This window comes from Aeromonas sp. FDAARGOS 1402 (assembly GCF_019046925.1).
Classification (GTDB): Bacteria; Pseudomonadota; Gammaproteobacteria; order Enterobacterales; family Aeromonadaceae; genus Aeromonas; species Aeromonas caviae.
Map to the genome: position 1 here is coordinate 1177509 of NZ_CP077201.1, position 24414 is coordinate 1201922.

The window sequence follows — 24414 nt, forward strand, 5'->3', positions numbered from 1 at the left end:
CCCCACGGGACAGCTCTGTCTCAACACCGTTTTGTGTTGGCCCGGACGATGAGGCGGTCCGGATTGCTGGTGCACCGAGAGTCGTGAACGGTGTGAAATACTCTCAGTCTACAGCGCAAAAAGGCTGGTGAATAAAGATTCACCAGCCTTAGCCTGTTTTATCAGGCTAATCTACATAAATGCAGATTATTTGATCTCAACAGAAGCACCGGCAGCTTCCAGCTCTTTCTTCAGAGCTTCAGCTTCGTCCTTGGACACGGCTTCTTTCAGATTGGTCGGAGCAGCTTCTACCAGGTCCTTGGCTTCTTTCAGGCCCAGACCGGTAGCGCCACGAACGGCCTTGATGACGGCAACTTTGTTGGCGCCAGCAGCAGTCAGAACTACGTCGAACTCGGTCTTCTCTTCTACTGCTTCAGCAGCAGCCGGGCCGGCCATGACGGCAGCAGCGGCAGAAACACCGAACTTCTCTTCCATAGCTTCGATCAGCTCAACAACTTCCATTACGGACATGGAAGCAACGGCTTCGATGATTTGGTCTTTAGTGATAGACATGACAAAAATTCCTGATGTTGAATAAACTCAAACAGCCTAGATAGGCGAGAATCAAGCAGCAGCTTGTTTCTGGTCGCGAACAGCAGCGATAGTACGAACCAGCTTGCCAGCAGAGGCTTCCTTCATGGTAGCCATCAACTTCGCAATTGCTTCTTCGTAAGTCGGCAGCGTGGCCAGACGATCAATTTGTGCTGCGGCGATAAACTCACCGTTAAAAGCGCCAGCCTTGATTTCGAACTTTTGGTTCGCTTTGGCAAACTCTTTGAACAGACGAGCGGCAGCGCCCGGGTGTTCGTTAGAGAAAGCAATCAAGGTAGGACCGGTAAATGCGTCGTTCAGGCACTCGTATTCGGTACCTTCTACCGCGCGACGCAGCAGGGTGTTACGCACAACGCGCATGTACACACCAGCTTCACGAGCGGTCTTACGCAGGACGGTCATCTTCTCTACAGTGACGCCGCGAGAATCGGCTACAACTGCAGAAAGAGCGCCTTTGGCAGCTTCGTTGACTTCAGCAACAATTGCCTTTTTGTCTTCGAGTCCCAATGCCATTGGCTTAACTCCTGGATTGAATCCGGGTCTGTTGACCCAGTACTGACACATCCCCCCTACCTTTACAACAGAGGGGAACGATGCGGTAGCAGGATTCCAGAAGAGAAAGAATCTTTCTCGCTGGGTTTCCGGCACCGTCTACGCAGGAAGAATTAAGGCTTTGCGGCCTCCTGCGGTCTTGGACGGAGGTCGAAACCCCCAACCAATCAAGGCGCAAAATTATAGATTAAATTTTGCGCCTTGTAAAACCCATCAATTAGGCCTGAGCTTCCAGGGAAGCTTGGTCTACGGCAACACCGGCACCCATGGTGGTGGAGATGCTGACTTTCTTGATGAATACACCCTTGGCGGAGGACGGCTTGGCCTTCTTCAAGGCAACCAGCAGCGCTTCCAGGTTTTCTTTCAGCTGAACTTCGTTGAAAGAGACCTTGCCCAGAGTGGTATGAATGATACCGTTCTTATCGTTACGGTAACGAACCTGACCAGCTTTGGCGTTCTTGACGGCTTCGGCTACGTTCGGAGTGACGGTACCCACTTTCGGGTTCGGCATCAGACCGCGCGGGCCCAGGATTTGACCCAGTTGACCAACAACACGCATGGCATCCGGGGATGCGATGACGACGTCGAAGTTCATCTCGCCTTTCTTGACCAGCTCGGCCAGGTCGTCCATACCAACCAGTTCAGCACCGGCAGCCTTGGCGGCTTCGGCATTGGCACCCTGGGTGAACACGGCGACACGGATGTCACGACCGGTACCGTGCGGCAGTACAGTTGCACCACGTACGTTCTGGTCGGATTTACGAGCATCGATACCCAGGTTAACGGCAACGTCAACGCTTTCAACGAACTTGGCGGTAGCCAGTTCTTTCAGCAGGGCAATGGCTTCGTTGATGGAGTACTCTTTGGTACCGTCAACTTTTTCGCGAATAACGCGCATACGCTTGGACAGTTTAGCCATTGTCTTACTCCTCCACTACCAGGCCCATGGAACGAGCGGAACCGGCGATGCAACGTACTTTTGCATCCAGATCGGCACCAGTCATATCCGGCTCTTTGGTCTTGGCGATTTCTTGCAGCTGAGCCACAGTCACCTTACCAACCTTGTCTTTGTTCGGCTTGGCGGAACCAGACTGGATACCAGCGGCTTTCTTCAGCAGGAAGGAAGCGGGCGGAGTCTTGGTTTCGAAGGTGAAGGAACGGTCGCTGTAAACGGTGATCACGACCGGAGTCGGAGAACCTTTTTCCAGCTTTTCTGTACGGGCGTTGAATGCCTTACAGAATTCCATGATGTTCACACCGTGCTGACCCAGAGCAGGACCAACGGGAGGGCTGGGGTTAGCACTGCCAGCCTTAACTTGCAGCTTGATATAAGCTGTGACTTTCTTAGCCATTACAAAAATACCTCAAAAATGGGTTCTAACGCCTCGGAGACATGCTCCTGCAAACGGCTCCCCAACAAATAAAGGGGCAGCGAATTATAGAGATAATCGCTGCCCCTGACAACCGTTAAACGTACAGAGATTAATCAGCCTTTTTCGACCTGACCAAAATCCAGTTCTACCGGCGTTGAGCGGCCGAAGATCAGTACGGAGACCTTCACGCGGCTCTTTTCGTAGTCCACCTCTTCAACGGTACCGTTGAAGTCGGCGAACGGACCATCGGCAACCCGGACCATCTCACCCGGTTCAAACAGGGTTTTAGGACGCGGCTTGTCGTGGGCATCTTGCAGACGATTGAGGATGGCGTCCGCTTCCTTATCGGAGATAGGAGCAGGGCGATCGGAGGTACCACCGATGAAACCCATTACACGTGGTACATTGCGTACCAGGTGCCATGTGGTTTCATCCATCACCATCTGGACCAGGACGTATCCCGGGAAAAATTTGCGCTCACTCTTGCGCTTCTGGCCAGCACGCATCTCGACCACTTCTTCGGTCGGGACCAGCACTTCACCAAACAGCTCTTCCATGCCATGCATCTTGATATGTTCACGCAGGGATTTGGCAACACGGCCTTCGTAGCCGGAAAATGCCTGCACAACATACCATCTCATACGCTGTTCACGTTGTTCAGTCATGGCTTATCCTTACACACCGGTAATCAGGTTGACCAACCAGACCAAGGCGCCGTCCAACACGAACAGCAGCAGCCCCATCACGGCAGTCACCGCCAGCACAATCAGGGTTGTCTGAATGGCTTCCTGACGGGTCGGCCATACGACCTTGCGGACTTCCAGGCGAGACTCACGGGCAAACGCCAGTGTTGCCTTGCCCTTGGTGGTTTGCAGGGCCACTGCACCGGCAGCAGCGATGACAACGACCACACCCAGGGCGCGGACGGCAGCAATAACGTCGCTCAGCAGGTAATTGCCCACTACAGCGGCCGCAAGGATGATGAAAACCAGGCCCCAAAGCAGGGTATCCTTGCTTCCGCCCTGACCCTCAGAACTAACACTCATACAACCCACCTGTATCTGACGTAACCAAAGACACAAAAGCCCCGTACGAGACGAGGTATATGGCAGGGGCGGCAGGACTCGAACCCGCAACCATCGGTTTTGGAGACCGCTGTTCTACCAATTCGAACTACGCCCCTGCATAAGAAAGCCCCTATTATAGGGGCTTTGCTTTATTTATGTAAGCCAAGATTAAGCGATAACTTTGGCTACAACACCAGCACCTACGGTACGGCCACCTTCACGGATGGCGAAACGCAGGCCGTCGTCCATCGCGATCGGGGCAATCAGGGTAACAACCATCTTGATGTTGTCGCCCGGCATTACCATCTCTACGCCTTCCGGCAGTTCGATGGTACCGGTCACGTCGGTAGTACGGAAGTAGAACTGCGGACGGTAGCCCTTGAAGAACGGAGTGTGACGACCACCTTCTTCCTTGGACAGCACATACACTTCGGATTCGAACTTGGTGTGCGGCTTGATGGTGCCCGGCTTGGCCAGTACCTGACCACGCTCTACGTCTTCACGCTTCACGCCACGCAGCAGTGCGCCAACGTTCTCACCTGCACGACCTTCGTCCAGCAGTTTGCGGAACATTTCAACGCCGGTACAGGTGGTCTTGGTGGTATCTTTGATACCAACGATTTCCACTTCTTCACCAACCTTGACGATACCGCGCTCTACACGACCGGTAACTACGGTACCACGGCCTGCGATGGAGAATACGTCTTCGATAGGCATCAGGAACGGCTGGTCAATGGCACGCTCCGGCTCCGGAATGTAGGTGTCCAGGTGGCCAGCCAGTTCCAGGATCTTCTCTTCCCACTGAGCTTCGCCTTCCAGCGCTTTCAGTGCGGAACCACGTACTACCGGCAGGTCATCACCCGGGAAGTCGTACTCGGACAGCAGTTCGCGAACTTCCATCTCGACCAGTTCCAGCAGCTCTTCGTCATCTACCATGTCGCACTTGTTCATGAACACGATGATGTACGGAACGCCTACCTGACGACCCAGCAGGATGTGCTCACGAGTCTGCGGCATCGGGCCGTCAGTCGCTGCTACTACCAGGATTGCGCCGTCCATCTGGGCAGCACCGGTGATCATGTTTTTAACGTAGTCGGCGTGACCCGGGCAATCTACGTGAGCGTAGTGGCGGGTAGCAGTGTCGTATTCTACGTGGGAGGTGTTGATGGTGATACCACGCTCACGCTCTTCCGGTGCCTTGTCGATCTGGTCGAAGGCGAAAGCTTTACCACCGAAGTGCTTGGCCAGCACGTTGGTGATGGCGGCGGTCAGGGTGGTTTTACCGTGGTCAACGTGGCCGATGGTACCCACGTTAACGTGCGGTTTATTACGCTCAAATTTTTCTTTAGACATGATCGTCCCTCTAAACTAACGCTGAGTACGCGGTGGCAAGCTAACCACAGAACAGTTTATATGATGGATTTGAATCAAGGGGAGTAGAGAGGTTGGTGCTGACAGGCTGGTTCGATTGCCGAACTCACCCTAAGGTGTGGCTCTCAGAATTACCTGAGCCATATCAGCATCTTGGAGCGGGCAGCGGGAATCGAACCCGCATCATCAGCTTGGAAGGCTGAGGTAATAGCCATTATACGATGCCCGCATTTCTCTAACCCAAAGAACTCAAACCGCAGAGAAATATGGTGGAGGGAGAAGGATTCGAACCTTCGAAGGCAGAGCCGTCAGATTTACAGTCTGATCCCTTTGGCCGCTCGGGAACCCCTCCAGTTGCATAAATGCCACAACGGTAATTCTGCTTGCACCCGTTGTTTTTGTCGCTTTTGCTGGGCAAATAGACGACAGACATCCAAGCGTCGCGCATTTTATGGTAAGGATTTTGGGGATGCAACCATTGCACCTTGCAAAATGTGCATTTATGCCGGGATCCAGGCAAAAAAACGCTCCTTCTCCGTCCCGACCGGACGCGTCCCTTGTCGCTCCCGATCCCTTGGTGTATGGTCGCCCTGCCCAAGAAACAGTGATGACACCATGACGACAGAGCATAACCCCTATTTGCAATTCACCCGCGAACAATGGGCGTTATTGCGCGATGCGGTCCCCCTGACCCTGACCGAGCACGATCTGCAGACCCTGCGCGGGATCAACGAGAAGGTGTCATTGCGGGAAGTGGAAGAGATCTATCTGCCCCTCTCCCGTCTCCTCAATCTCTACGTCAAGGCCAAGCAGCGCCGCAGCCGGGTGTTGGAACAGTTTCTCGGTCAGTCCCGCGGCAAGGGCACCTATATCATCAGTATCGCCGGCAGCGTGGCGGGGGGAAAGAGCACCACGGCCCGTATCCTTCAGGCACTGCTGGAGCGCTGGCCGGAGCACCCCAGGGTGGAGCTGGTCACCACCGACGGCTTCCTGTTTCCCAACAAGGAGCTGGAAGCCCGTGGCCTGATGCGCCGCAAGGGGTTCCCCGAGTCTTATGACATCCGCCATCTGGTGGAGTTTGTCGCCAATATCCGCGCCGGCCACGAGAAGGTCGAGGCCCCCGTTTACTCCCACCTCATCTATGACATCCTGCCCGACGAGAAGAAGGTGGTGGAGCAGCCGGACATCCTGATCCTGGAAGGGCTCAATGTGCTGCAAAGCGGCATGGACTATCCCCAGGACCCTCATCGCGTGTTCGTGTCGGACTTCGTCGACTTTTCCATCTATGTGGATGCCGATGCCGAGCTGCTGCGCACCTGGTACATCGATCGTTTTCTCAAATTCCGCAGCGGCGCCTTCTCGGATCCCGACTCCTATTTCCACCACTACGCCAAGCTGGCCGAGAGCGAGGCGACCGAGATCGCCAACAACATCTGGCAGGATATCAACTACCTGAATCTGCAAGAGAACATCTTGCCGACCCGGGAGCGGGCCAACCTCATCCTCACCAAGGGCAACGAGCACGCCATCGAGCAGATCAAGCTGCGCAAGTGACCACTGTCGCAGTGCATACATGAAAGAGGGGGCCCGCAGGCCCCCTCTTTCATTCAGTCGTCATGAGCGTATGGGTTCAGTCCCCCCGCCGCAGGGAGAGTTCCCCTCCCAGATAGAGCTTGAGCCCCTCTTCCGTCTCCAGACGCAGGGCTCCGCGTTCGTCGATCCCCCGGGCAATCCCGCGGCTCACCTGCTCTCCCATCAGCAGCTTCACCGGCTGGCCGGCGAAGTGGTCGAGCCGGTTCCAGCTCTCGACGAAACTCGCCAGTCCCGTCTGTTCGAAGGTCTGCATGGCCTGCTGCAGGTGCAGCAGCACGCAGGCGGCCAGCTCGTTGCGATCCACCAGCTCGGGCTGGATATGGCGCAGCTCGGACCAGGCCTGATCGATCTTCTCCCCCTCCCGACTCGGCATCGCCAGATTGAGGCCGACCCCGATCACCAGATGGCAGCTGGCACCCGCACTGCCGCTCATCTCCACCAGGATGCCCGCCAGCTTGCGGCCCTGGTAATAGAGGTCGTTCGGCCACTTGAGCGCCACCCCGGGATAACCGAGTGACTCCAGCGCCTCGACCACCGCCACGCCGACCGCGAGACTCAGTCCCATGGCGGCCGCCATGCCCTGCTCAAGCCGCCAGTACATGCTCAGGATCAGCTGGCAACCGAAGGGGGAAACCCAGGGTTTGCCACGACGTCCCCGCCCGGCGGTCTGGCACTCGGCCAGACAGCTCTCCCCGGAGCTCAGGGTGTTGACCCGCTCCAGCAGGTACTGGTTGGTGGAGTCGATGACAGGGAAGCAGTGCACCGGCGCCATCGGTGCCTCTGCCTGCAGCCGCCCCTCGTCATAGAGGGCCATGGGCACCGCCAGCCGATAGCCCTTGCCGGTCAGGCTGAAGAGATCCAGCCCCAGATCCTTGAGCGCGGCCATGTGCTTGCTCACCGCCGCCCGGCTGATGCCAAGGCGCTCGCCCAGCTGCTCGCCGGAATGGAACTGACCATCGCTGAGCAGGGTGATCAGGGTCTGTCTGACGGGGGTCAGGGTCATGCCAGTACCTCGTCGAGCCAGGTTTCACCGCTGCGCCCCATGAAGCGCACTTCATGTTCCAGCACCACACCGAACTGGTGCTCTACGCTGTCGCGGACATGGGCCGCCAGCGCGATGAGTTCCATGGCGCTGGCGCCCCCCAGATTGACCAGCACCAGCGCCTGCTCCTGATGGACGGCGGCACGACCGATGGCAAACCCCTTGAGACCGCACTGATCGATGAGCCAGCCAGCCGCCAGCTTGGCCTGCCCTTCTGCCGCGGGGTAGCAGGGCATCTGCGGGTATTGCTGTTTCAGGGTCTCGGCCAGGGCGGCGGGCACCACAGGGTTTTTGAAGAAACTGCCCGCGTTGCCCAGCACCGCCGGATCCGGCAGCTTGGCCATGCGGGTGGCACAGACGGTGTCGAAGATGGCCTGTGGCGAAGGGGCATCTCCCAGCGCCGCCAGCGGGCCATAACCGGCGACCGGGCGCCATGCCTTGGGCAGGCGCAGACCGACGGCGGTGATGAAGTGGGAGTCCTGATAGTTGTGCTTGAAGATGCTGTCACGGTAACCGAACCGGCAGTCGGCCGCCGCGATGCACTCAACCTCGCCACTCTGCCAGTTGAACGCCTCCACGTAGGCACAGACGCTGGCCAGCTCGACCCCGTAGGCACCGATGTTCTGTACCGGGGCCGCCCCGACCGTCCCGGGAATGAGTGCCAGGTTCTCCAGCCCGTGCCAGCCCTGTTGCAGGGCGTGGCATACCAGCTCGTGCCAGTTCTCACCTGCCGCCACGTGCAGCAGCCAGTGCTCGGCCTCCTCGTGCAGCGTGATCCCTTTCAGGCCGTTGTGGACCACCAGACCGGCAAAGTCATCGCAGAACAGGATGTTGCTTCCTCCTCCCAGCACCAGGCGCGGCAAGGTGGCCAACTCCGGGTTGGTCCGCAGTTGCGCGAGATCATCCGGCCGGGTCACATCGGCCAGCCAGAGGCAGTGTGCGTCCAGGCCCAGAGTATTGAGGGTTGACAGGGAGGCGTGGGGGGTGAGTTTCATCTGTGTGTTCCGACAAGGACAAGGGCGCAGTTTACCCCAGATCCCCCGGGACAAAAAACCCGGACACTTTTCGGACTCAGGGCTCTGGAGTAGAGTAACCCCTTCATCCCGCTGAGGAAGCATGTATGAACAATCAATTCGCCGTCATCGGCCTGGGCCTGTTTGGCAGCGCCTTGTGCGAAGAGTTGCAGCGCCAGAATGCCGAGGTACTGGCCATCGACATCGACGAGAGCAAGACCCGCCAGATAGCCACCCTCTGCAACCACGTCATCGTGGCCGATGCCACCGACGAGGCCACGGTCGCCGAACTGGGCCTGGCGAATTTCGACATCGTCTTTGTCGCCATCGGCGACAACCTGGAGACCAGCATCCTGACCACGCTGGTGCTGAAAGAGGCGGGCGTGAAGAAGGTCTGGGTCAAGGCCCGCGACAAGTTCCACGCCAAGATCTTGCAGAAGGTGGGCGCGGACAAGGTGATCAACCCGGAGTGGGACATGGGCCGCCGGGTAGCCCAGAGCATGCTGGACAACCGGCTGTTCGACTACCTGGAGCTGGGTCACGACATGGTGCTGACCGAGTTCGTGATCGGCCTGCAGCAAAACACCCGCACCCTGGCAGATTTGCACCTGCTGCAGCAAAGCGATTTCCAGCTGCTGGCCATCAAGCGTGGCGAGGTGCTCCACAACGTCCTGACCGGCAAGATGGAGCTGCAACTCGGTGACATCCTGATCCTGGCCGGCAACAAGCACGCCATCGATCACTGGCTCGACACCCTATGATCAACTGGCGCAGCAACTACGCCTTCACCCTGCACCGGGAAGACAACTCCCGCTGGAGCGAGGCCAAACTCATCCTGGGCAGTTTCCTCATCATCCTGCTGGTCGGCACCCTGTTTCTGGTCCAGCCCTCCAGCCACAAGGGTGAGGTCACCGTCATCAACGCCCTGTTCACCGCCACGTCGGCCATCAGCGTGACCGGCCTCGGGGTGGTGGATACCGGCACCGCCTTCACCCTGCAGGGGCAGATCATCCTGTTGATATTGATGGAGATTGGCGGTCTCGGCCAGATGACCATGACACTGCTGCTCATCGCCATGTTCAGCAAGCGGGTCGGGCTGCGCCAGCAGGTGCTGGCCAAGGAGGCACTGGGCCAGGAGGGATCCGTCAACATCGTCCAGCTGGTGAAGCGCATCGTCCTGTTCGCCCTGATTGCCCAGCTGATCGGCACCGCCATCATGGCCATTCGCTGGGTGCCCGACATGGGCTGGGGCCACGGCCTCTACGTCAGCTTCTTCCACGCGGTGTCAGCTTTCAACAACGCCGGCTTCTCGCTGTTTGCCAACAACCTCATGGACTACCGGGATGACCCCATCATCAGCCTGACCATACCGGCCCTGCTGATCCTGGGGGGGGTAGGCTTCACCGTCATCGTCGACCTGGTGCGCAACCGCCGCTGGCGCAAGCTGAAACTGCACAGCAAGCTGATGCTGCTGATGACCCCTGCCCTGCTGCTGCTGGGGACCCTGATGTTCTGGCTGCTGGAGCACAACAACCCGGGCACCCTGGGCAACGCCTCCTTCGGGAGCCAGTGGCTGGCAGCCTTCTTCCAGTCGGCCACCGCGCGCACGGCGGGCTTCAACACGGTGGATATCGGCCAGATGGTGCCGGCCTCCTTGCTGTTCATGATGATGCTGATGTTCATCGGTGCCGGGGCAACCTCCACCGGGGGCGGTATCAAGGTCACCACCTTTGCCGTCGTCCTGCTGGCGACCCGGGCGTTTCTGACCAAGCGCCCCCATGTCACCGCCTTCGGCCGCACCCTGTCACCCCAGATAGTGACCCGTTCCCTGGCCATCATCATCGTCAGTACCATGGTGCTGATGCTGGCGATGTTCCTGCTGATGCTCACGGAGTCGCAACCCTTCGACAAGATCATGTTCGAGACCATCTCTGCCTTTGCCACTGTGGGTCTGTCCACCGGCATCACCGCCTCACTGAGCGAGCCGGGCAAGCTGATCCTGGTGCTGGTGATGATCTGTGGCCGTCTGGGGCCCCTCACCCTGGCCATCATGCTGGCCCGTCCGGTGGAGACCCGCATCCGTTATCCGGAAGAGAGCGTCTACACGGGGTAAGCCATCCCATCCATACAAAGAGGGGCCTCCGGCCCCTCTTTCTTTTCTATGTGATCACGGCGCGCGCCAGCCTCAGGCCGCCTTGCCCCTGGTCGTCCCCTTGCCAGAGCTCTTTCCCGTACTCTTGCCAGCACTCTTGCTCGTGCGGGGGCGTGCGGCGGTGGACGCAGTCCGCTTGCGGCGGACAAAGCGGTGCTTGCTGTCACCGGGCGCCGCCTTGGGCAGCGCGCTGAAGCTGGCGCCGGAATCCTGCCGGGCCCCCTCGATCAGGCCGTTGAGCTGCTCGGTGAGCGGCCCCATGAACTGCTGGTAGCTGCCGTGACGTTCGGCGATCTGCCCCAGACTCTGCTCCCACAGTGCCGTCATGTCCGGTGTCGTTGCGGTCGCAGGCAGCGCCTGGACCAGGGCTCGCCCGGTCGGGGTGGCCTTGATGCTCTTGCCCTGGCGCACCAGGAAGCGGCGCTTGAACAGCAGATCGATGATCCCGGCCCGGGTCGCCTCGGTGCCCAGACCGTCGGTCTCCCGCAGGGTCTTGCGGATCTCGGGATCCTGCACATAACGGGCGATGCCGGTCATGGCGGCCAGCAGGGTGGCATCGGTAAACGGCTTGGGGGGCTGGGTCATCTTCTCCAGCAGCTCCCCCCGCTCGCACAGCAGCTCCTCTCCCTCTTTCAGGGCAGGCAGGGTTCCCGCCTCCTCCTCGTCATCCTCTTCCACCCCGAGCAGCGCCTTCCAGCCCGCCTTGAGGATGCGGCGCGCCTTGGCCTGGAACAGCCCTCCGGCGATGCGCAGCAACACCTTGCTGTCGTTGTACTCGAACGGCGGGTAGAACTGCAGCAGATACTGGCGGGCAATCAGGCCGTACAGCTTCGCCTCGTCGGCCCCCAGGCTCCCCTCGCTCCCCCTCTTCTCGGTGGGAATGATGGCGTGGTGGGCATCCACCTTGCTGTCGTTCCACGCCTTGCTGCGGATCCTGCCATCCGCTTCGGCTACCGCCCTGGCCAGCGCAGGGGCCGTGCTGGCGATGGCCTCCCGCACCTGGCCGGCCCGGTTGAAGTGCTCGCTCGGCAGATGGCGGCTGTCGGATCTGGGATAGGTGATGAGCTTGTGCCGCTCGTAGAGACTCTGGCAGATATCCAGCACCCGCTTGGCATCCATGCCAAAGCGCTTGGCCGCATCGATTTGCAGGCTGGAGAGGTTGTAGGGGAGCGGCGCCGCCTGCTTGCGCGCCTGCTCCTCCACCGCTTCCACCCGGGCGGGCTGCCCCTGGATCCGCTCCACCACCTTGGCGGCCAGCGCCCGGTTGAGCACCCGTCCCTCCTCATCCTGCCAGGGCAGGCAGGCCTCCGATGGCAGCCACCTGGCGGTGAAGCGTTCGTTGCCCTGGGTCAGCAGATGGGCCATCACCTCGTAGAACGGCTTGGGAACGAAGGCCTCGATCTCGAGATCCCGGCGCACCACCAGACCGAGCAAGGGGGTCTGTACCCGGCCCACCGACAGCAGTTCGCTGCAACCCCCCTTGCGGCCAAGCAGGGTATAGGCCCGGGTCATGTTGATGCCATAGAGCCAGTCGGCACGGCTACGGGCCAGCGCCGACACCGCCAGCGGCACGAACTCCTTGTTGTCCCTGAGCTTGTCGAGGGCGCGGCGCACGGCGGGCGGGTTGAGATCGCTGATGAGGCAGCGCTGAACCGGTTTGGTCTTGGGATAACCGAGAAAGTCGATCACCTCGTCCACCAGCAGTTGCCCTTCCCTGTCCGGGTCACCGGCGTTGACCACGCAGTCCGCCTGCTTGATGAGCCCCTTGATGACGGCCAGCTGGGCCTTGGTCTTGGGTTTGGCCACCAGCTGCCACTGGGTCGGGACAATGGGAAGGGATTCCATGCGCCACTGCTTGTAGGCGGCATCGTAGGCATCGGGCTCGGCCTGCTCCAGCAGGTGGCCGATGCACCAGGTCACCACGTCTCCCTGCGCCGTCTCGATGAAACCCTCCCCCTTCTTGTGCGGTTTGGGGAGGACATCGGCGATGGCACGGCCAAGGCTGGGTTTCTCGGCGATAAAGAGTCGCATGATGGATACACCTGAATACTGTATATGTGAACAGTATACAATCCTCTCACCGCAAACCCCAAGCCCCGGGGTGGTGCGCGGCCTCCCCGCCCCGGCTTGGGCATCGCCCCCATCACAGGACATCCCGCTCCCGTTGAAGGGTAAAAGTGCGATTAAAATTCAAAAAAGCATGCCCAAACAAAAAAAAAACCAAAAATTACTTACATGTCGAAATAAAAATCATGACCGAGGTCAACCCATCGAATCTTGGGACTACTACTATATTGGTAATACCCGAATTCGAAGGACACCGTCACCATGCTTGGAAAACTGTTGAGAAAGACCTGGTTCTGGCTTCTGCTGCTCGGGGCCCTGCTGGGGGTCGCTGCACTGGGCGTCACCGTCACCGTGCTGCACAAGACCAGCTCCACCGAGTTCTGCGTCTCCTGCCACTCCATGCAGACCCCCCTCGCCGAATATCAGGGCAGTGTCCACTTCCAGAACGTGAAGGGGATCCGCGCCGAGTGCGCCGACTGCCACATCCCCAGTGAACCCGCCGCCTATCTCTGGACCAAGATCCGCGCCGTGAAAGACATCTATCACGAGGCGATCGGCACCCTCGACACCCCGGAAAAATTCGAGGCCCACAAGCTGCGCATGGCCCAGACCGTGTGGGATCAGCTCAAGGCCAATGACTCCGCCACCTGTCGCAGCTGCCACAGCTACGCCGCCATGGACATCCTGGCCCAGCGCCCCAATGCCCGCGCCGAGCACCCGGTCGCCATCAAGGAGGGTCAGACCTGCATCGACTGCCACCGCGGCGTCGCCCACATCATGCCGGACATGAGCGGCCTGGCTGCCGCCGGTGCCAGCGAGCTGGCGCAAGCCGCCGCCCAGACCCCGGCCACCGTCACCACCCGCTATGCCATTGCCACCACCCCGCTCTATCTGGATGCCGGCGCCAAGACTGATGAAGGCACCCTGATGCCCTCCACCCAGGTGGAAGTGCTGGCCAACGACAACGGCCGCGCCCAGGTGCGCATCGACGGCTGGCAGCAGGACGGGGTGAACGAGGTGTTCTACGCCGCCCCCGGCAAACGGATCCTGAGCGTGCTGGTCGGCGAAGCCGCCAGAAAAGCCCTCGTGACCGGCAAGAGCGAGACCGACAGCGCCACCAACCTCACCTGGCATCAGGTCAGCCTGACCGCCTGGGTCGACCAGAGCCAGCTCATCGGCGACCAGGGCAAGCTGTGGCAATACGCCTCCACCCTGATGTCCAACAACTGCACCGGCTGTCACGGCCTCACCGCGCTGGATCACTTCAACGCCAACCAGTGGATCGGCGTCATCAAGGGGATGGAGTCTCGCACCTCCCTCACCCCGGAGCAGGCGCGCATGCTCACCCAATACGTGCAGAAACATGCCAGCGACATGAGCGCGGCCCATTAAGGCTGGAACAGAGGACTCTCCCATGACTTTTTTCAATGACCAACAGACCAACCTCTCCCGCCGTACTCTGCTCAAGGGGCTGGGGGCCTGTGCCGCCCTGCCCCTGCTGGCCGGTCTCTTCCCGAAAAGCGCCCTGGCCAAGGCCGTCAGCACGGCCCTTGAGCAGTTCCCCACCCTGGTGCCCGCCCAGAAGGGCATCCTGACCGGCGCCCACTGGGGAGCCTTCGAGGCCATCGTCTCCGAGGGCCGTATGGTGCGGGTCCAGCCGGTGGCCGATGACCCGGCGCCGAACGATCTCATCGACATGGCGCCGTTCCAGGTCCACGCCAAGAACCGCATCAAGTACCCCATGGTGCGCAAGAGCTGGCTGGAGCACGGCCCGGGTGCCAGACCGGAGCTGCGCGGTGCCGACGAGTGGGTGCGAGTGAGCTGGGAGAAGGCCATCGAACTGGTGGCCGGCGAGATCCAGCGCGTCCAGTCTGATTTCGGCCCCCAGGCGATCCACGCCGGATCCTACGGCTGGAAGAGCGTGGGCATGTTCCACAACAGCCGCACCCTGCTGCACCGCCTGATGAACCTCTCGGGCGGCTTCACCGGTTATGCCGGTGACTACTCCACCGGCGCGGCCCAGGTGATCATGTCCCACGTGATGGGCTCCATCGAGGTGTACGAGCAGCAGACCGCCTGGCCCAACGTGGTGGAGCACGCCGAACTGGTGGTGCTCTGGGGGGTCAACGCCCAGGTGACCCTGAAGAACAGCTGGAACATGCCGGATCACGAGGGGCAGGCCGGCTTCAAGGCGCTGAAAGAGAAAGGCACCCGGGTCATCAGCATCGATCCCGTCTACAACGAGACCGCCAAGCAGGCCAATGCCGAGTGGATTGCCCCGAACGCCTACACCGACGTGGCCATGATGCTGGGTGTGGCCCACACCCTCTACAGCGAGAAGAAGCACGATCAGGCCTTCCTCGATCGCTACACAGTCGGCTTTGACAAGTTCCTGGACTATCTGCTCGGCAAGGATGACGGTCAGCCCAAGAGCGCCGAGTGGGCGAGCGCCATCTGCGGCGTCGATGCCAAGGTGATCCGCCAGCTGGCCCTCGACATGGCCGCCAAGCGCACCATGATCATGGCGGGCTGGGGCATGCAGCGTCAGCACCACGGTGAACAGCCCAACTGGATGCTGGTCACTCTGGCCGCCATGCTGGGCCAGATCGGCCTGCCGGGGGGCGGCTACGGCTTCAGTTACCACTACTCCTCCGGTGGCAGCCCCACCGCCAAGGGCGGCATTCTGGCGGGCATCTCCGCTGGCAGCGCACCAAAGAACAGCCCGGCCCCCATCCCGGTGGCCCGCATCGCCGACTGCCTCGCCAACCCGGGCAAGACCATCGACTTCAACGGCCGCAAGGTGACCTATCCGGACATCAAGCTGGTCTACGTGGCGGGCGGCAACCCCTTCCACCACCATCAGGACACCAACAACCTGCTGCAGGCCTGGCGCAAGCCGCAGACCGTGATCGTCCACGAGCCCTACTGGACGGCGACTGCCAAGCACGCCGATATCGTGCTGCCGGTCACCACCAGCTACGAGCGCAACGATCTGGAGATGGGTGGCGACTACTCCCAGCGCTATGTGTTCCCGATGCACCAGTGCGTGCCGCCCCAGTTTGAAGCCCGCAACGACTTCGACATCTTCAGCGCCATCGCCGCCAAGCTGGGCGTGCAGGAGCAGTACACCGAAGGGAAGGACGAGATGCTGTGGCTCAAGCAGATGTACGACGGCATGGCGGCCCAGGCCCGCGGCGCCCGCGTCGCGCTACCGCCGTTCAATATGTTCTGGGAGTCCAACAACTACATCCGCTTCCCGATCCCCGAGGCCAACCGCCAGTGGATCCGTCACGCCGATTTTCGCGAGAACCCGCTGCTCAACCCGCTCGGTACCCCGTCCGGCAAGATCGAGATCTTCTCCAACACGGTAGCCGGGATGGGTTATGCCGACTGCGCCGGCCATCCCAAGTGGTATGAGCCCAAGGAGTGGGTGAAGAGCGAGGTGGCAGCGCGCTATCCGCTGTCGCTCAACACCTCCCACCCGACCCAGCGGCTGCACTCCCAGCTCGACAACACCCCGCTGCGGGACAAGTTCGCCATCGCCGACCGCGAGGCGATCCTGATCCATCCGGACGACGCCAAAGCGCGCGGCATCGCTCAGGGGGATCTGGTGCGGGCCTTCAACGAGCGCGGCCAGATCCTGGTGGGGGCCCTGATCTCCGCCGATATCCGGCCCGGGGTAGTGCGGGTGTGTGAAGGGGCCTGGTACGATCCGGCCAAGCCGGGCGAAGCGGGCAGCATCTGCAAGAACGGCAACGTCAACTGCCTCACCTTCGACGAAGGCTCGTCCAGTCTGGCCCAGGGCAACTGCGGCCACATGGCCCAATTGCAGATAGAGAAGTATATCGGGCCAGTGCTCGCCAACACGGCGCACGAGGTACCGGCCAACGGCTGAGTAGAGGACTGAGCAACAAAAACGGCGCCATCAAGGCGCCGTTTTCTTATCGCAGTTTGTGGTGTGGCTCAGAATCAGAAGTCACCCTCAACCATATACTCTTCCGCATACTCCACCCGCCTTGCAGCCAGAGCGCGGACAAGGTGGCTCAGAAGTCTCCTTCCACCCTGTACTCTTCGGCACACTCCACCCGCCTTGCAGCCAGAGCGCGGACAAGGTGGCTCAGAAGTCTCCTTCCACCCTGTACTCTTCGGCACACTCCACCCGCCTTGCAGCCAGAGCGCGGACAAGGTGGCTCAGAAGTCTCCTTCCACCATGTACTCTTCGGCACACTCCACCCGCCTTGCAGCCAGAGCGCGGACAAGGTGGCTCAGAAGTCTCCTTCCACCATGTACTCTTCGGCACACTCCACCAGCTGGGGCCAGAGATCTTCCGGCACCCAGGCCTCGGGGTCATCCTCGTCACCGTCATACTGGCTCCAGAAGAAGGCACGCAGCCCGCTTGCGAAGTCGTCGCTCAACTCCGCCAGTTCGGAGAGGGGCCCCAGCCAGGCAATGCGGCGCAGGCCGGAGGCGAGATCGTTGATGGCATCCATCAGGGTGCGATCATCCAGGCTCTGCTCCACCAGCAGGGTGAAGCGCTCGCGGGCGCTCTCGGTCTGATCCTCGTCCAGCTCGCCCACGTCGGCCAGCAGGTCGACAAAATCCTCCAGCAGGAACTGGATCAGGGCATCCCTGTCCTCGAACCACTGGATCTGGGCCCCCTTGGTGCCCAGCACCGAGGCATCGAACGAATCATCGAGATGGCACAAAGCCCAAGGATCGTCAGTCATTGCTACCCTTCCTACACCTGAAACAAGAGACGTATCTTATGCCGGGTGCCGCACCCTTGCCAGCACGGCGGCACAAAAGGGGCCCCCCCGACGGGGCCCCCCGTCACTCGACCCTGGCCACCTTGGGCAGGGAGAGGGAAGCGGCGAGCCCCCCCAGCTCGGCCCGCCCCATGATGAGGCTGCCACGGTAAGCCTCCGCCAGGTCTGACACTATGTTGAGACCGAGCCCGGAACCCGGCACCTTCTCGTCGAGGCGCACCCCCCGCAGCACCGCCTTGGCGATCTGATCCTCGCTCATGCCGGGACCGTCGTCCTCGATGCGCAGGGTGATCCAGCCCCCCAGCTCGGCGCTGGAGATGCGCAGCTCGCTGGCGGACCACTTGAAGGCGTTCTCCAGCAGGTTGCCCACCATCTCGTCGAAGTCCTGCTCCTCCACCCCGACCGCCAGATTGACCGGCACCTGCAAGTCCACCGTCTTGCCGGGATAGAGGCGGGAGAAGGCGCGGCAGATGTACTCCACCCGGGCCCGCACCGGGGTCGACACCCCGAGGATCTTGGCGGCGCCGGTCACCCGCGCCTTGCCGAGGTGGTAGTCGATGTGGCGCTGGATCTGGTCGAGCTGCTCGCCGAGGGCGGCCTGATCCTCCGGCGGCAACTGGGTCACCTGGTTGCGCATGATGCTGAGCGGCGTCTTGAGGGCGTGGGCCAGGTTGCCGGTGTGGGAACGGGCTCGTTGCAGCAGCTCGCCATAGTGGTGCAGCAGGCGGTTGATATCCTCCACCAGCGGCTGAATCTCCAGGGGGTAACGCAGCCGGAACCCCTCCTGATGACCCTGATGGACGCGGCTCAGCTCGCGGCGTAGCAGGTGCAGCGGGCGCAGGCCGTAGAGGATCTGGAACATGAAGCCGAGCACCAGGCCGGTGGCGGCGAAGCCGAGGCCAAGGAACAGGCTGATACGCGTCTTCTTCAGGGTCTGGGTCAGGGCGCTGCTGTCCTTGGCCATCACCAGGGTGAAGACCCGATCAGACCCCGGCAGCAGCACGGTACGGGTCATGATGAGCAGGGGCTCCTTGTTGGGCCCCTTGCCGACAAAGAGATCCGGATCGCCGAAGGCCGACTTCAGGCCGTGGGCGCTCAGATGGGCATCCCACAGGGAGCGGGAGCGACTGACCACCGTCTCCCCCAGCTCCAGTTGCCAGTAGTAGCCGGAATAGGGCTGGCGATAACGGGGGTCGGCCATGGGCTCGGTGACCACCGGCATGCCGTCCGGCTGGATCTCGAGGCGGGAGAGCAGATCGTAGAGCTGCAGGCGCAGGCCATCGGCCTCCGCCTCCTGCCAGTAGTTGCGCATCATGGTCTGCAGGCTGAAGCCGGTGGCGAACAGGAAGAGACCGCACCAGACCATGGCGATCACCACCAGCCGACCTCGCAGGGTGCGTACCAGCCTCATTCAACCCACCCCGCCATCGGTTGCGAGGGTGTCATTCGTTGATCCGGTAGCCGAGGCCGCGCACCGTCTCGATGAGATCGGCGTGGGTCTTCTTGCGGATGCGGCCGATGAACACCTCCACGGTGTTGGAGTCGCGATCGAAATCCTGGGCATAGATGTGGTCGATCAGCTCGCTGCGGGACACCACCTTGCCCCTGTGCTGCATCAGGTAGCCCAGCACCCGGAACTCGTGGGCGGTGAGCTTGATGGGGGTCCCTTCGTACCACACCTGGGAGGCCGCCATGTCGAGACGCACGCCACCGATCTCGAGGATGGAGCTGGCGTTCCCCGCCGCCCGGCGCACCAGCGCCTGCACCCTCGCCACCAGCTCCGCCACCTGGAAGGGCTTGGTGAGGTAGTCGTCCGCCCCGGCGTTGAGCCCTTCAATCTTCTCGTGCAACTGGCCACGGGCGGTCAGCACCAGCACCGGGGTGTCCATCCCCTTGCTGCGCCACTCCTTCAGTACGCTCAGGCCGTCGCGACCGGGCAGACCGAGGTCCAGGATGATGGCGTCATAGGGTTCGGTCTCGCCGAGAAAGCCCGCCTCGTTGCCATCGTGGCAGAGATCGGTGACGAAACCGGACAGACGCAGCTGTTCCGCCAGCTGGCCCGCGAGGATCTTTTCATCTTCAACTATCAGAATGCGCATACATGGGTATCCAAAACAGGGTTGTGCCGGCACCGGCAACGGTTGGGGGGACGAACCGGACGGCGGCAGGTTCGCGGACTCACGCCGTTACTCCTCTTCCGGGGGCGGGCGCGGAGCGAACAGGCGCTCCAGATGGTGACCCTTGAGCCACACCATCTCCAGATTGTCAGCCCGGTAGCCCACCTTGATGACGCTGTTCTCCTCGTCGATGAGCCTGAGCTCGTAGAGCCAGACGCCATCCTCCTCACCCAGATCGACGCGCAGCACGCGCACCGGCAGGCGGGAGGCCACCTCCATCAACTCATGAAACGGGCGGACCCGCCCTTCGCTGACCGCCTGTTGCAGCAAGGCCTCGTTCGGCTGGGCCGCCTGAACCAGCATCGGCAGCAGCAATCCAAGCAGGGGCAGCGCGCTATTCATGGGTGATTCATCTCTCAAAACCTAACATAATGCCGTTTATAGTGTGCCAGCCATGAATCCGGAATGAATATGATCCCACGCAGTATCCTGCTGATCTTGTGCCTCTTTTCCACCTTTGGCTGGGCGGCGCAGACACGTCTCGACATGGCCGGACTGGTCAAGTTGTTGCTGGCACAAGGGTATCACGACATTCGGGAAGTGGAGCTGGAAGGGGACAAATTCGAGGTCGATACCCTGAATGCCGACGATCAGCGCGTCCAGTTGCAGGTCGATGCCAACACCGGCGAGATCACCAAAAAAGAGGCCGAATAGGCCTCTTTTGCTATGGGCGTGACGGCTGTTGCGCCGCCCCCCTCCCGGCCACTTGTGCTCGCCTGCGCCAGGGGCGCAGCAGCTTTTCCCGACGGGGCCACAGCAGGGCGCAGGCCAGCACCAGATAGATGAGGGGTTCCTGCCACCCGCTCTTGACCGACCACCAGTAGTGTACCGGCACCAGCAGAGCCACCCCGTAGATCCAGTTGTGCAGCTTCTGCCATGCCGGCCCCATGCGACGCAACAGGGCCGGGATCGAGGTGATGCCGAGCGCCAGCAACAGCAGCAGCGCCACCATGCCCACCACTATGTAGCTGCGCTTCACCAGCTCGCCGCCAATCAGCCCCCAGTCGAACTGCAGATCCAGCCCCAGCCAGACCATGAAGTGCAGGGACGCCCAAGCGGCGCACCAGAGCCCGAGGGGGCGGCGCAACTTGATGAGCTGCCCCTGGCGCCAGCGCTTGGCGAGCGGCGACACCAGCAGGGTCAGCAACAGCAGGTGAAGGGCCCCCTTGCCAAGGTAATGGGTCAGCCCCTGGACCGGATCCCCCCCCAGCAGCCCGGCTGGCACGGCATAGCCCAGCCAGAGCAGAAAGCCAAGCGAACCAAGGTGCACCAGCGCCCGCAAGCCGTTGATATGGGCTGTTTTCAGTCTCGGCGTCATATTGCAGTTCCCGTCATGTTTTTCCCGCTTCTCATCCCCTCGCCCACCAGGGGAGAAGGAGGCAAGAGATCAGTCGGGCAGCGCGTCAGTCTCAATACCATTTACGCAGATCCATCCCCTGATAGAGGGACGCCACCTCGTCGCCGTAGCCATTGAACATCAGGGTCGGCTGGCGCTTGGCCCCGAAGATACCCCCCTCGCCGATGAAACGCTCGCTCGCCTGGCTCCAGCGCGGGTGATCCACGCTCGGGTTGACGTTGGCGTAGAAGCCATATTCGTTGGGGGCCAGCAGGTTCCAGGTGGTGGGGGGCATCTCCTCCACCAGGCGGATGGAGACGATGCTCTTGATGCTCTTGAAGCCGTACTTCCAGGGCACCACCAGCCGGATGGGAGCCCCGTTCTGGGTGGGCAGGGTCTTGCCATAGAGCCCCATGGCGAGGAAGGAGAGGGGGTGCATGGCCTCATCGAGGCGCAAGCCCTCCACATAGGGATAATCGATGCCGCCCCCCAGGGCACGGGAGGCCTGCCCCGGCAACTGTTCCGGATCATAGAGCGTCTCGAAGGCCACGAACTTGGCGCGACTGGTGGGCTCGGCACGGCGGATCAGATCCGCCAGCGCAATGCCGCTCCAGGGCAGCACCATGGACCAGGCCTCCACGCAGCGCAGCCGATAGATGCGCTCCTCCAGCGTGCTCTTGTTGATGAGATCCCACACATCCAGGGTGAAGGGTTTGGCTACCTCCCCTTCCACCTTCAGGGTCCAGGGCTCGGGCCTGAGGTAATGGCCGTTGCGGGCCGGGTCCCCCTTGTCGGTCCCCAGCTCGTAGAAATTGTTGTGGGTGGTGGCCTTCTCCTCCGGGGTGAGGATCAATCCCTCTGGCCGGGTCGCGGCACGGATGTCGAGGGGTCTGGTGGGGGCCACGGTGGCCGGCTTGTCCGGTGCGAAGAGATCTAGCAGGCTGGCCTTCACCGGAAACGCCAGGGTGACGGCACCGACGCCCAGGCCCAGCCCTTTCAGGATGCGGCGACGATCCTGATAGACGGTTTCCGGCGTGACATCCTGTTCGGTGGGGTGATGAGAAGTACGGCGCTTGATCAACATGAAAAAACTCCCGGGACGATGAGGTTGACAACCATAAGACCCGCCCCGGCCGAGTTTTATTTCACACAGAATTACATGAGTTGGTAAAGGGGCAGTGCCTTGGCCATGGTACCGGCCAGAAAGAGCACTACGAACACCAGCAGAGGAACGATCACGTTTGGCACCATCAGACTCACTCCATGAGCAGGACAGGGCCTCTAACTATGGAACAAGGTCTGCGGCGCCTCCAATGAATTTTTTTCGCGAGCGCAAGCGTATTCCAGAGTTGCAAAGAGTGATCGGGATCACACACAATCCGGCCCCCGCTTGCTGCCGCTCCACCGCGGAGTAGGCTGCCTCCTTTTCCGGATTCAACCACTGAGAGTCACGCCATGAGCCCACTGTTCGCCATCGCCATCACGACCGGGATCCTCTCCGCCGTCTGGGGTGGACTGGCCGCCGCACTCGGTCTCATCTCCTGGGTCGGCTTCCTCGGCTGCACCAGCTACTTCGCCTCGAGTGGCGGTTACAAGGCGCTGTTGCAGACCCTGCTGTGCAACACCACCGGCATGCTGTGGGCACTCCTGCTGATCCACGGGGAGACCTGGTGGGGGGCCGGCATGGCGGGTTATCTGATGACAGGGGTGGTGGCCACCCTGATGTGCGTGCAGGCCAGGCAGCAGTGGCTCGCCTACATTCCCGGCACCTTCGCCGGTTGCTGTGCCACCTTCGGCGCCGCAGGCGAGTGGCGGCTCATTCTGCCCTCCCTCATCATCGGCGCCCTGTTTGGCTATCTGATGAAGGCGAGCGGCCTCTGGCTCTCCCAGAAGACTCTCTCCACCGACGGTGTCAGCGACCCGGCCTGAGGCTGACAAGGTAACCGATTCGGTCGGAAACCAGAGGGGCGGCCCGTCATCGACGGGCCGCCCCTCTGTCATTTATCCCTTCGACTTGAAGTTGGCCGCCTCGATGCCGTGCCGATTCAGCAGCTTGTAGAAGTCGGTGCGGTTTCTCCCCGCCATGTTGGCCGCCAGGGTCACATTGCCTTCCGTGGTGCGCAGCAGCCGGATCAGGTACTCCTTTTCAAACTCGGCCCGCGCCTCGTTGAACGAGGGAATGCCGCCACCGCCGCCACTCAGGGCCGACTCCACCATGGCCGCGCCGATCACCGGGCTGCAGCAGAGGCTCGCGAGCTGCTCCACCACCCCGCAGAGCTGGCGCACGTTGCCCGGCCAGGCCGCGGCGGCCAGCAGGGCCAGCGCCTCCGGCGAGAAGCCGAGGGCGGCGCAATCGGGGTGACGGTTGCGGTAATCGTCCAGCGCCTGACGGGCCAGCAGGGGGATGTCCTCGCTGCGGGCGCTCAGAGGCGGCAGGGTGATGTTGGCCACGTTGAGGCGGTAGAAGAGATCCTCGCGAAAACGCCCCTCTTCCATGGCGGTCACCAGATCCTGATGGCTGGAGCTGATGACCCGCACCTCGGGGGTACCCTGACCATACTCCGCCAGCACCTGGAGCAACTTGGCCTGGAGTGACTCCGACAGATCCCCTATCTCGTCGAGGAAGAGGGTGCCGCCTTTGGCCTCGGCAAACAGGCCGGACTGGCCATCCTCGCCAAACAGCTGCAAGTCCAGCGCGGGCCAGGGCAGGGCCGCACAGTTGATGGTATGCAGCGGCTTGTCACGGCGGTGGCTGGCTTGGTGCAGCGCCTGGGTCATCACCCCCTTGCCGGCGCCGGAGGGGCCCAGGATCAGCACGGGCACGTCCATGGTGGCGATGCTGCTCGCCTGGATCAGCAACTGCTCCATCTGCGGGTTGCGGGTCTGGATGAGGGACTGCCACTCCTGCTGCTGCTTCGGACGGGTCAGGCTGAGAGCATGTTCTATGGTGACCAGCAGCTCGTCCTTGTCGATGGGCTTGGTGAGGAAGCTGAACACCCCGGAGCGGGTCGCCTGGATGGCGTCGGGAATGGTGCCGTGGGCGGTCATGATGATCACCGGCATGCCGAGCCACTGGGACTGGATCCGCTCGAACAGCGCCAGCCCGTCCATGCCCCCCATGCGCAGATCGCTCAGCACCAGGTCGGCCCGTTGCTGGCGCAGCCTGTCCAGCGCTCCTTCGGCGCTGTCGGCGGTATCTACCTCGTAACCCTGGCTGCGCAGGCGCATGCTCATCAGCTTGAGCAGGCTGGCATCATCGTCCACCAGCAGAATACGGCTCATGCTCTCACCCCCTCTTGGCGAAAAACGCGATC

The 24414-nt window shown here is 61.6% G+C and carries 24 protein-coding genes and 3 tRNA genes; 7 read left to right on the top strand and 20 right to left on the bottom strand.

The genetic code is table 11. The annotated features are described in order from the left end of the window. Nucleotides 1–186 precede the first annotated feature (186 nt). The 10 genes from rplL to I6L32_RS05685 all read right to left on the bottom strand — a co-directional run bounded on the left by rplL (nt 187) and on the right by I6L32_RS05685 (nt 5306). On the bottom strand, nt 187–552 hold the full coding sequence (gene rplL, locus I6L32_RS05640) for a 50S ribosomal protein L7/L12 (protein ID WP_010675957.1): 366 nt from the start codon (nt 550–552) through the stop codon (nt 187–189). A 51-nt stretch (nt 553–603) separates the two neighbouring features. Further along, entirely contained in the window at nt 604–1104 is a 501-nt protein-coding gene (rplJ, locus tag I6L32_RS05645) for a 50S ribosomal protein L10 (protein ID WP_042016252.1), read from the bottom strand. A gap of 256 nt (nt 1105–1360) precedes the next feature. Next, nucleotides 1361–2062, bottom strand: a complete 702-nt coding sequence (gene rplA / locus I6L32_RS05650) for a 50S ribosomal protein L1 (RefSeq protein ID WP_010675958.1) — start codon at nt 2060–2062, stop codon at nt 1361–1363. Between the two features lie 4 nt (nt 2063–2066). Beyond that, complete coding sequence (gene rplK / locus I6L32_RS05655; protein WP_005306313.1) at nt 2067–2495, bottom strand: 50S ribosomal protein L11; 429 nt, start codon at nt 2493–2495, stop codon at nt 2067–2069. Nucleotides 2496–2629: 134 nt separating this feature from the next. Continuing rightward, complete coding sequence (nusG, locus tag I6L32_RS05660) at nt 2630–3181, bottom strand: transcription termination/antitermination protein NusG (protein WP_010675959.1); 552 nt, start codon at nt 3179–3181, stop codon at nt 2630–2632. 9 nt (nt 3182–3190) lie between these two features. Continuing rightward, nucleotides 3191–3562 (bottom strand): preprotein translocase subunit SecE, encoded by a 372-nt coding sequence (gene secE / locus I6L32_RS05665; protein ID WP_010675960.1) that lies wholly within the window; start codon nt 3560–3562, stop codon nt 3191–3193. Between the two features lie 60 nt (nt 3563–3622). Continuing rightward, nucleotides 3623–3699: transfer RNA gene (locus tag I6L32_RS05670), tRNA-Trp, on the bottom strand. 52 nt (nt 3700–3751) lie between these two features. Beyond that, the gene (tuf, locus tag I6L32_RS05675; RefSeq protein ID WP_005306325.1) at nt 3752–4936 is read right to left on the bottom strand and encodes an elongation factor Tu; all 1185 of its coding nucleotides are present in this window, start codon (nt 4934–4936) and stop codon (nt 3752–3754) included. Nucleotides 4937–5108: 172 nt separating this feature from the next. After that, a tRNA-Gly gene (locus tag I6L32_RS05680) sits at nt 5109–5183 on the bottom strand. Nucleotides 5184–5221: 38 nt separating this feature from the next. Continuing rightward, nucleotides 5222–5306: transfer RNA gene (locus I6L32_RS05685), tRNA-Tyr, on the bottom strand. Between the two features lie 263 nt (nt 5307–5569). Here I6L32_RS05685 and coaA point away from each other — a divergent pair. Then, nucleotides 5570–6508: a type I pantothenate kinase gene (coaA, locus tag I6L32_RS05690; protein WP_029314861.1), complete on the top strand. Its 939-nt coding sequence runs from the start codon at nt 5570–5572 to the stop codon at nt 6506–6508. A 76-nt stretch (nt 6509–6584) separates the two neighbouring features. On the opposite strand, the gene birA is transcribed toward coaA, so the two are convergent. Together birA and murB are read right to left on the bottom strand one after the other, a co-directional pair. After that, nucleotides 6585–7550: a bifunctional biotin--[acetyl-CoA-carboxylase] ligase/biotin operon repressor BirA gene (birA, locus tag I6L32_RS05695; protein ID WP_216944798.1), complete on the bottom strand. Its 966-nt coding sequence runs from the start codon at nt 7548–7550 to the stop codon at nt 6585–6587. Then, a complete protein-coding gene (gene murB / locus I6L32_RS05700; RefSeq protein WP_216944799.1) occupies nt 7547–8584 on the bottom strand; it encodes a UDP-N-acetylmuramate dehydrogenase in 1038 nt (345 codons plus the stop codon). The genes birA and murB overlap by 4 nt, the downstream gene beginning before the upstream one ends. Nucleotides 8585–8709: 125 nt before the next feature. Between murB and I6L32_RS05705 the strand changes: the two genes are divergently transcribed. Together I6L32_RS05705 and I6L32_RS05710 are read left to right on the top strand one after the other, a co-directional pair. After that, complete coding sequence (locus I6L32_RS05705; protein WP_041211920.1) at nt 8710–9363, top strand: TrkA family potassium uptake protein; 654 nt, start codon at nt 8710–8712, stop codon at nt 9361–9363. After that, nucleotides 9360–10715, top strand: a complete 1356-nt coding sequence (locus I6L32_RS05710; RefSeq protein WP_010675966.1) for a TrkH family potassium uptake protein — start codon at nt 9360–9362, stop codon at nt 10713–10715. Before I6L32_RS05705 ends, I6L32_RS05710 begins: the two co-directional genes overlap by 4 nt. 72 nt (nt 10716–10787) lie before the next feature. Here I6L32_RS05710 and I6L32_RS05715 read toward each other — a convergent pair whose 3' ends face one another. Further along, nucleotides 10788–12785, bottom strand: coding sequence for a DNA topoisomerase III (locus I6L32_RS05715; protein WP_113069128.1), 1998 nt, complete (start codon nt 12783–12785; stop codon nt 10788–10790). Between the two features lie 297 nt (nt 12786–13082). On the opposite strand from I6L32_RS05715, the gene I6L32_RS05720 reads away from it, so the two are divergent. Both I6L32_RS05720 and torA read left to right on the top strand, forming a co-directional pair. Continuing rightward, a complete protein-coding gene (locus I6L32_RS05720; protein ID WP_216944800.1) occupies nt 13083–14213 on the top strand; it encodes a NapC/NirT family cytochrome c in 1131 nt (376 codons plus the stop codon). A 22-nt stretch (nt 14214–14235) separates the two neighbouring features. After that, nucleotides 14236–16716: a trimethylamine-N-oxide reductase TorA gene (gene torA, locus I6L32_RS05725; protein WP_216944801.1), complete on the top strand. Its 2481-nt coding sequence runs from the start codon at nt 14236–14238 to the stop codon at nt 16714–16716. A gap of 370 nt (nt 16717–17086) precedes the next feature. Here torA and I6L32_RS05730 read toward each other — a convergent pair whose 3' ends face one another. The 4 genes from I6L32_RS05730 to I6L32_RS05745 form a co-directional block, all read right to left on the bottom strand. Next, nucleotides 17087–17548 carry a hypothetical protein gene (locus tag I6L32_RS05730; RefSeq protein ID WP_010675970.1) on the bottom strand — a complete coding sequence of 154 codons (462 nt, stop codon included), beginning with the start codon at nt 17546–17548 and terminating at the stop codon, nt 17087–17089. A 103-nt stretch (nt 17549–17651) separates the two neighbouring features. Continuing rightward, nucleotides 17652–18998 (bottom strand): sensor histidine kinase, encoded by a 1347-nt coding sequence (locus tag I6L32_RS05735; RefSeq protein WP_010675971.1) that lies wholly within the window; start codon nt 18996–18998, stop codon nt 17652–17654. Between the two features lie 31 nt (nt 18999–19029). Further along, on the bottom strand, nt 19030–19686 hold the full coding sequence (locus I6L32_RS05740) for a response regulator transcription factor (protein ID WP_005332666.1): 657 nt from the start codon (nt 19684–19686) through the stop codon (nt 19030–19032). 87 nt (nt 19687–19773) lie between these two features. Next, the gene (locus I6L32_RS05745; protein ID WP_010675972.1) at nt 19774–20106 is read right to left on the bottom strand and encodes a PepSY domain-containing protein; all 333 of its coding nucleotides are present in this window, start codon (nt 20104–20106) and stop codon (nt 19774–19776) included. 63 nt (nt 20107–20169) lie between these two features. Here I6L32_RS05745 and I6L32_RS05750 point away from each other — a divergent pair, with 63 nt between their 5' ends. Next, nucleotides 20170–20418 carry a PepSY domain-containing protein gene (locus I6L32_RS05750; protein WP_010675973.1) on the top strand — a complete coding sequence of 83 codons (249 nt, stop codon included), beginning with the start codon at nt 20170–20172 and terminating at the stop codon, nt 20416–20418. Nucleotides 20419–20428: 10 nt separating this feature from the next. Here the strand turns inward: I6L32_RS05750 and msrQ are convergent, their stop codons facing one another. Both msrQ and msrP read right to left on the bottom strand, forming a co-directional pair. Beyond that, complete coding sequence (gene msrQ, locus I6L32_RS05755) at nt 20429–21082, bottom strand: protein-methionine-sulfoxide reductase heme-binding subunit MsrQ (protein ID WP_041214275.1); 654 nt, start codon at nt 21080–21082, stop codon at nt 20429–20431. Nucleotides 21083–21173: 91 nt separating this feature from the next. Next, nucleotides 21174–22184 (bottom strand): protein-methionine-sulfoxide reductase catalytic subunit MsrP, encoded by a 1011-nt coding sequence (gene msrP, locus I6L32_RS05760; RefSeq protein ID WP_216944802.1) that lies wholly within the window; start codon nt 22182–22184, stop codon nt 21174–21176. A gap of 371 nt (nt 22185–22555) precedes the next feature. On the opposite strand from msrP, the gene I6L32_RS05765 reads away from it, so the two are divergent. After that, a complete protein-coding gene (locus tag I6L32_RS05765; RefSeq protein WP_039039614.1) occupies nt 22556–23029 on the top strand; it encodes a DUF1097 domain-containing protein in 474 nt (157 codons plus the stop codon). A gap of 72 nt (nt 23030–23101) precedes the next feature. On the opposite strand, the gene I6L32_RS05770 is transcribed toward I6L32_RS05765, so the two are convergent. Continuing rightward, complete coding sequence (locus I6L32_RS05770) at nt 23102–24382, bottom strand: sigma 54-interacting transcriptional regulator (protein WP_010675978.1); 1281 nt, start codon at nt 24380–24382, stop codon at nt 23102–23104. Between the last annotated feature and the right edge of the window lie 32 nt (nt 24383–24414).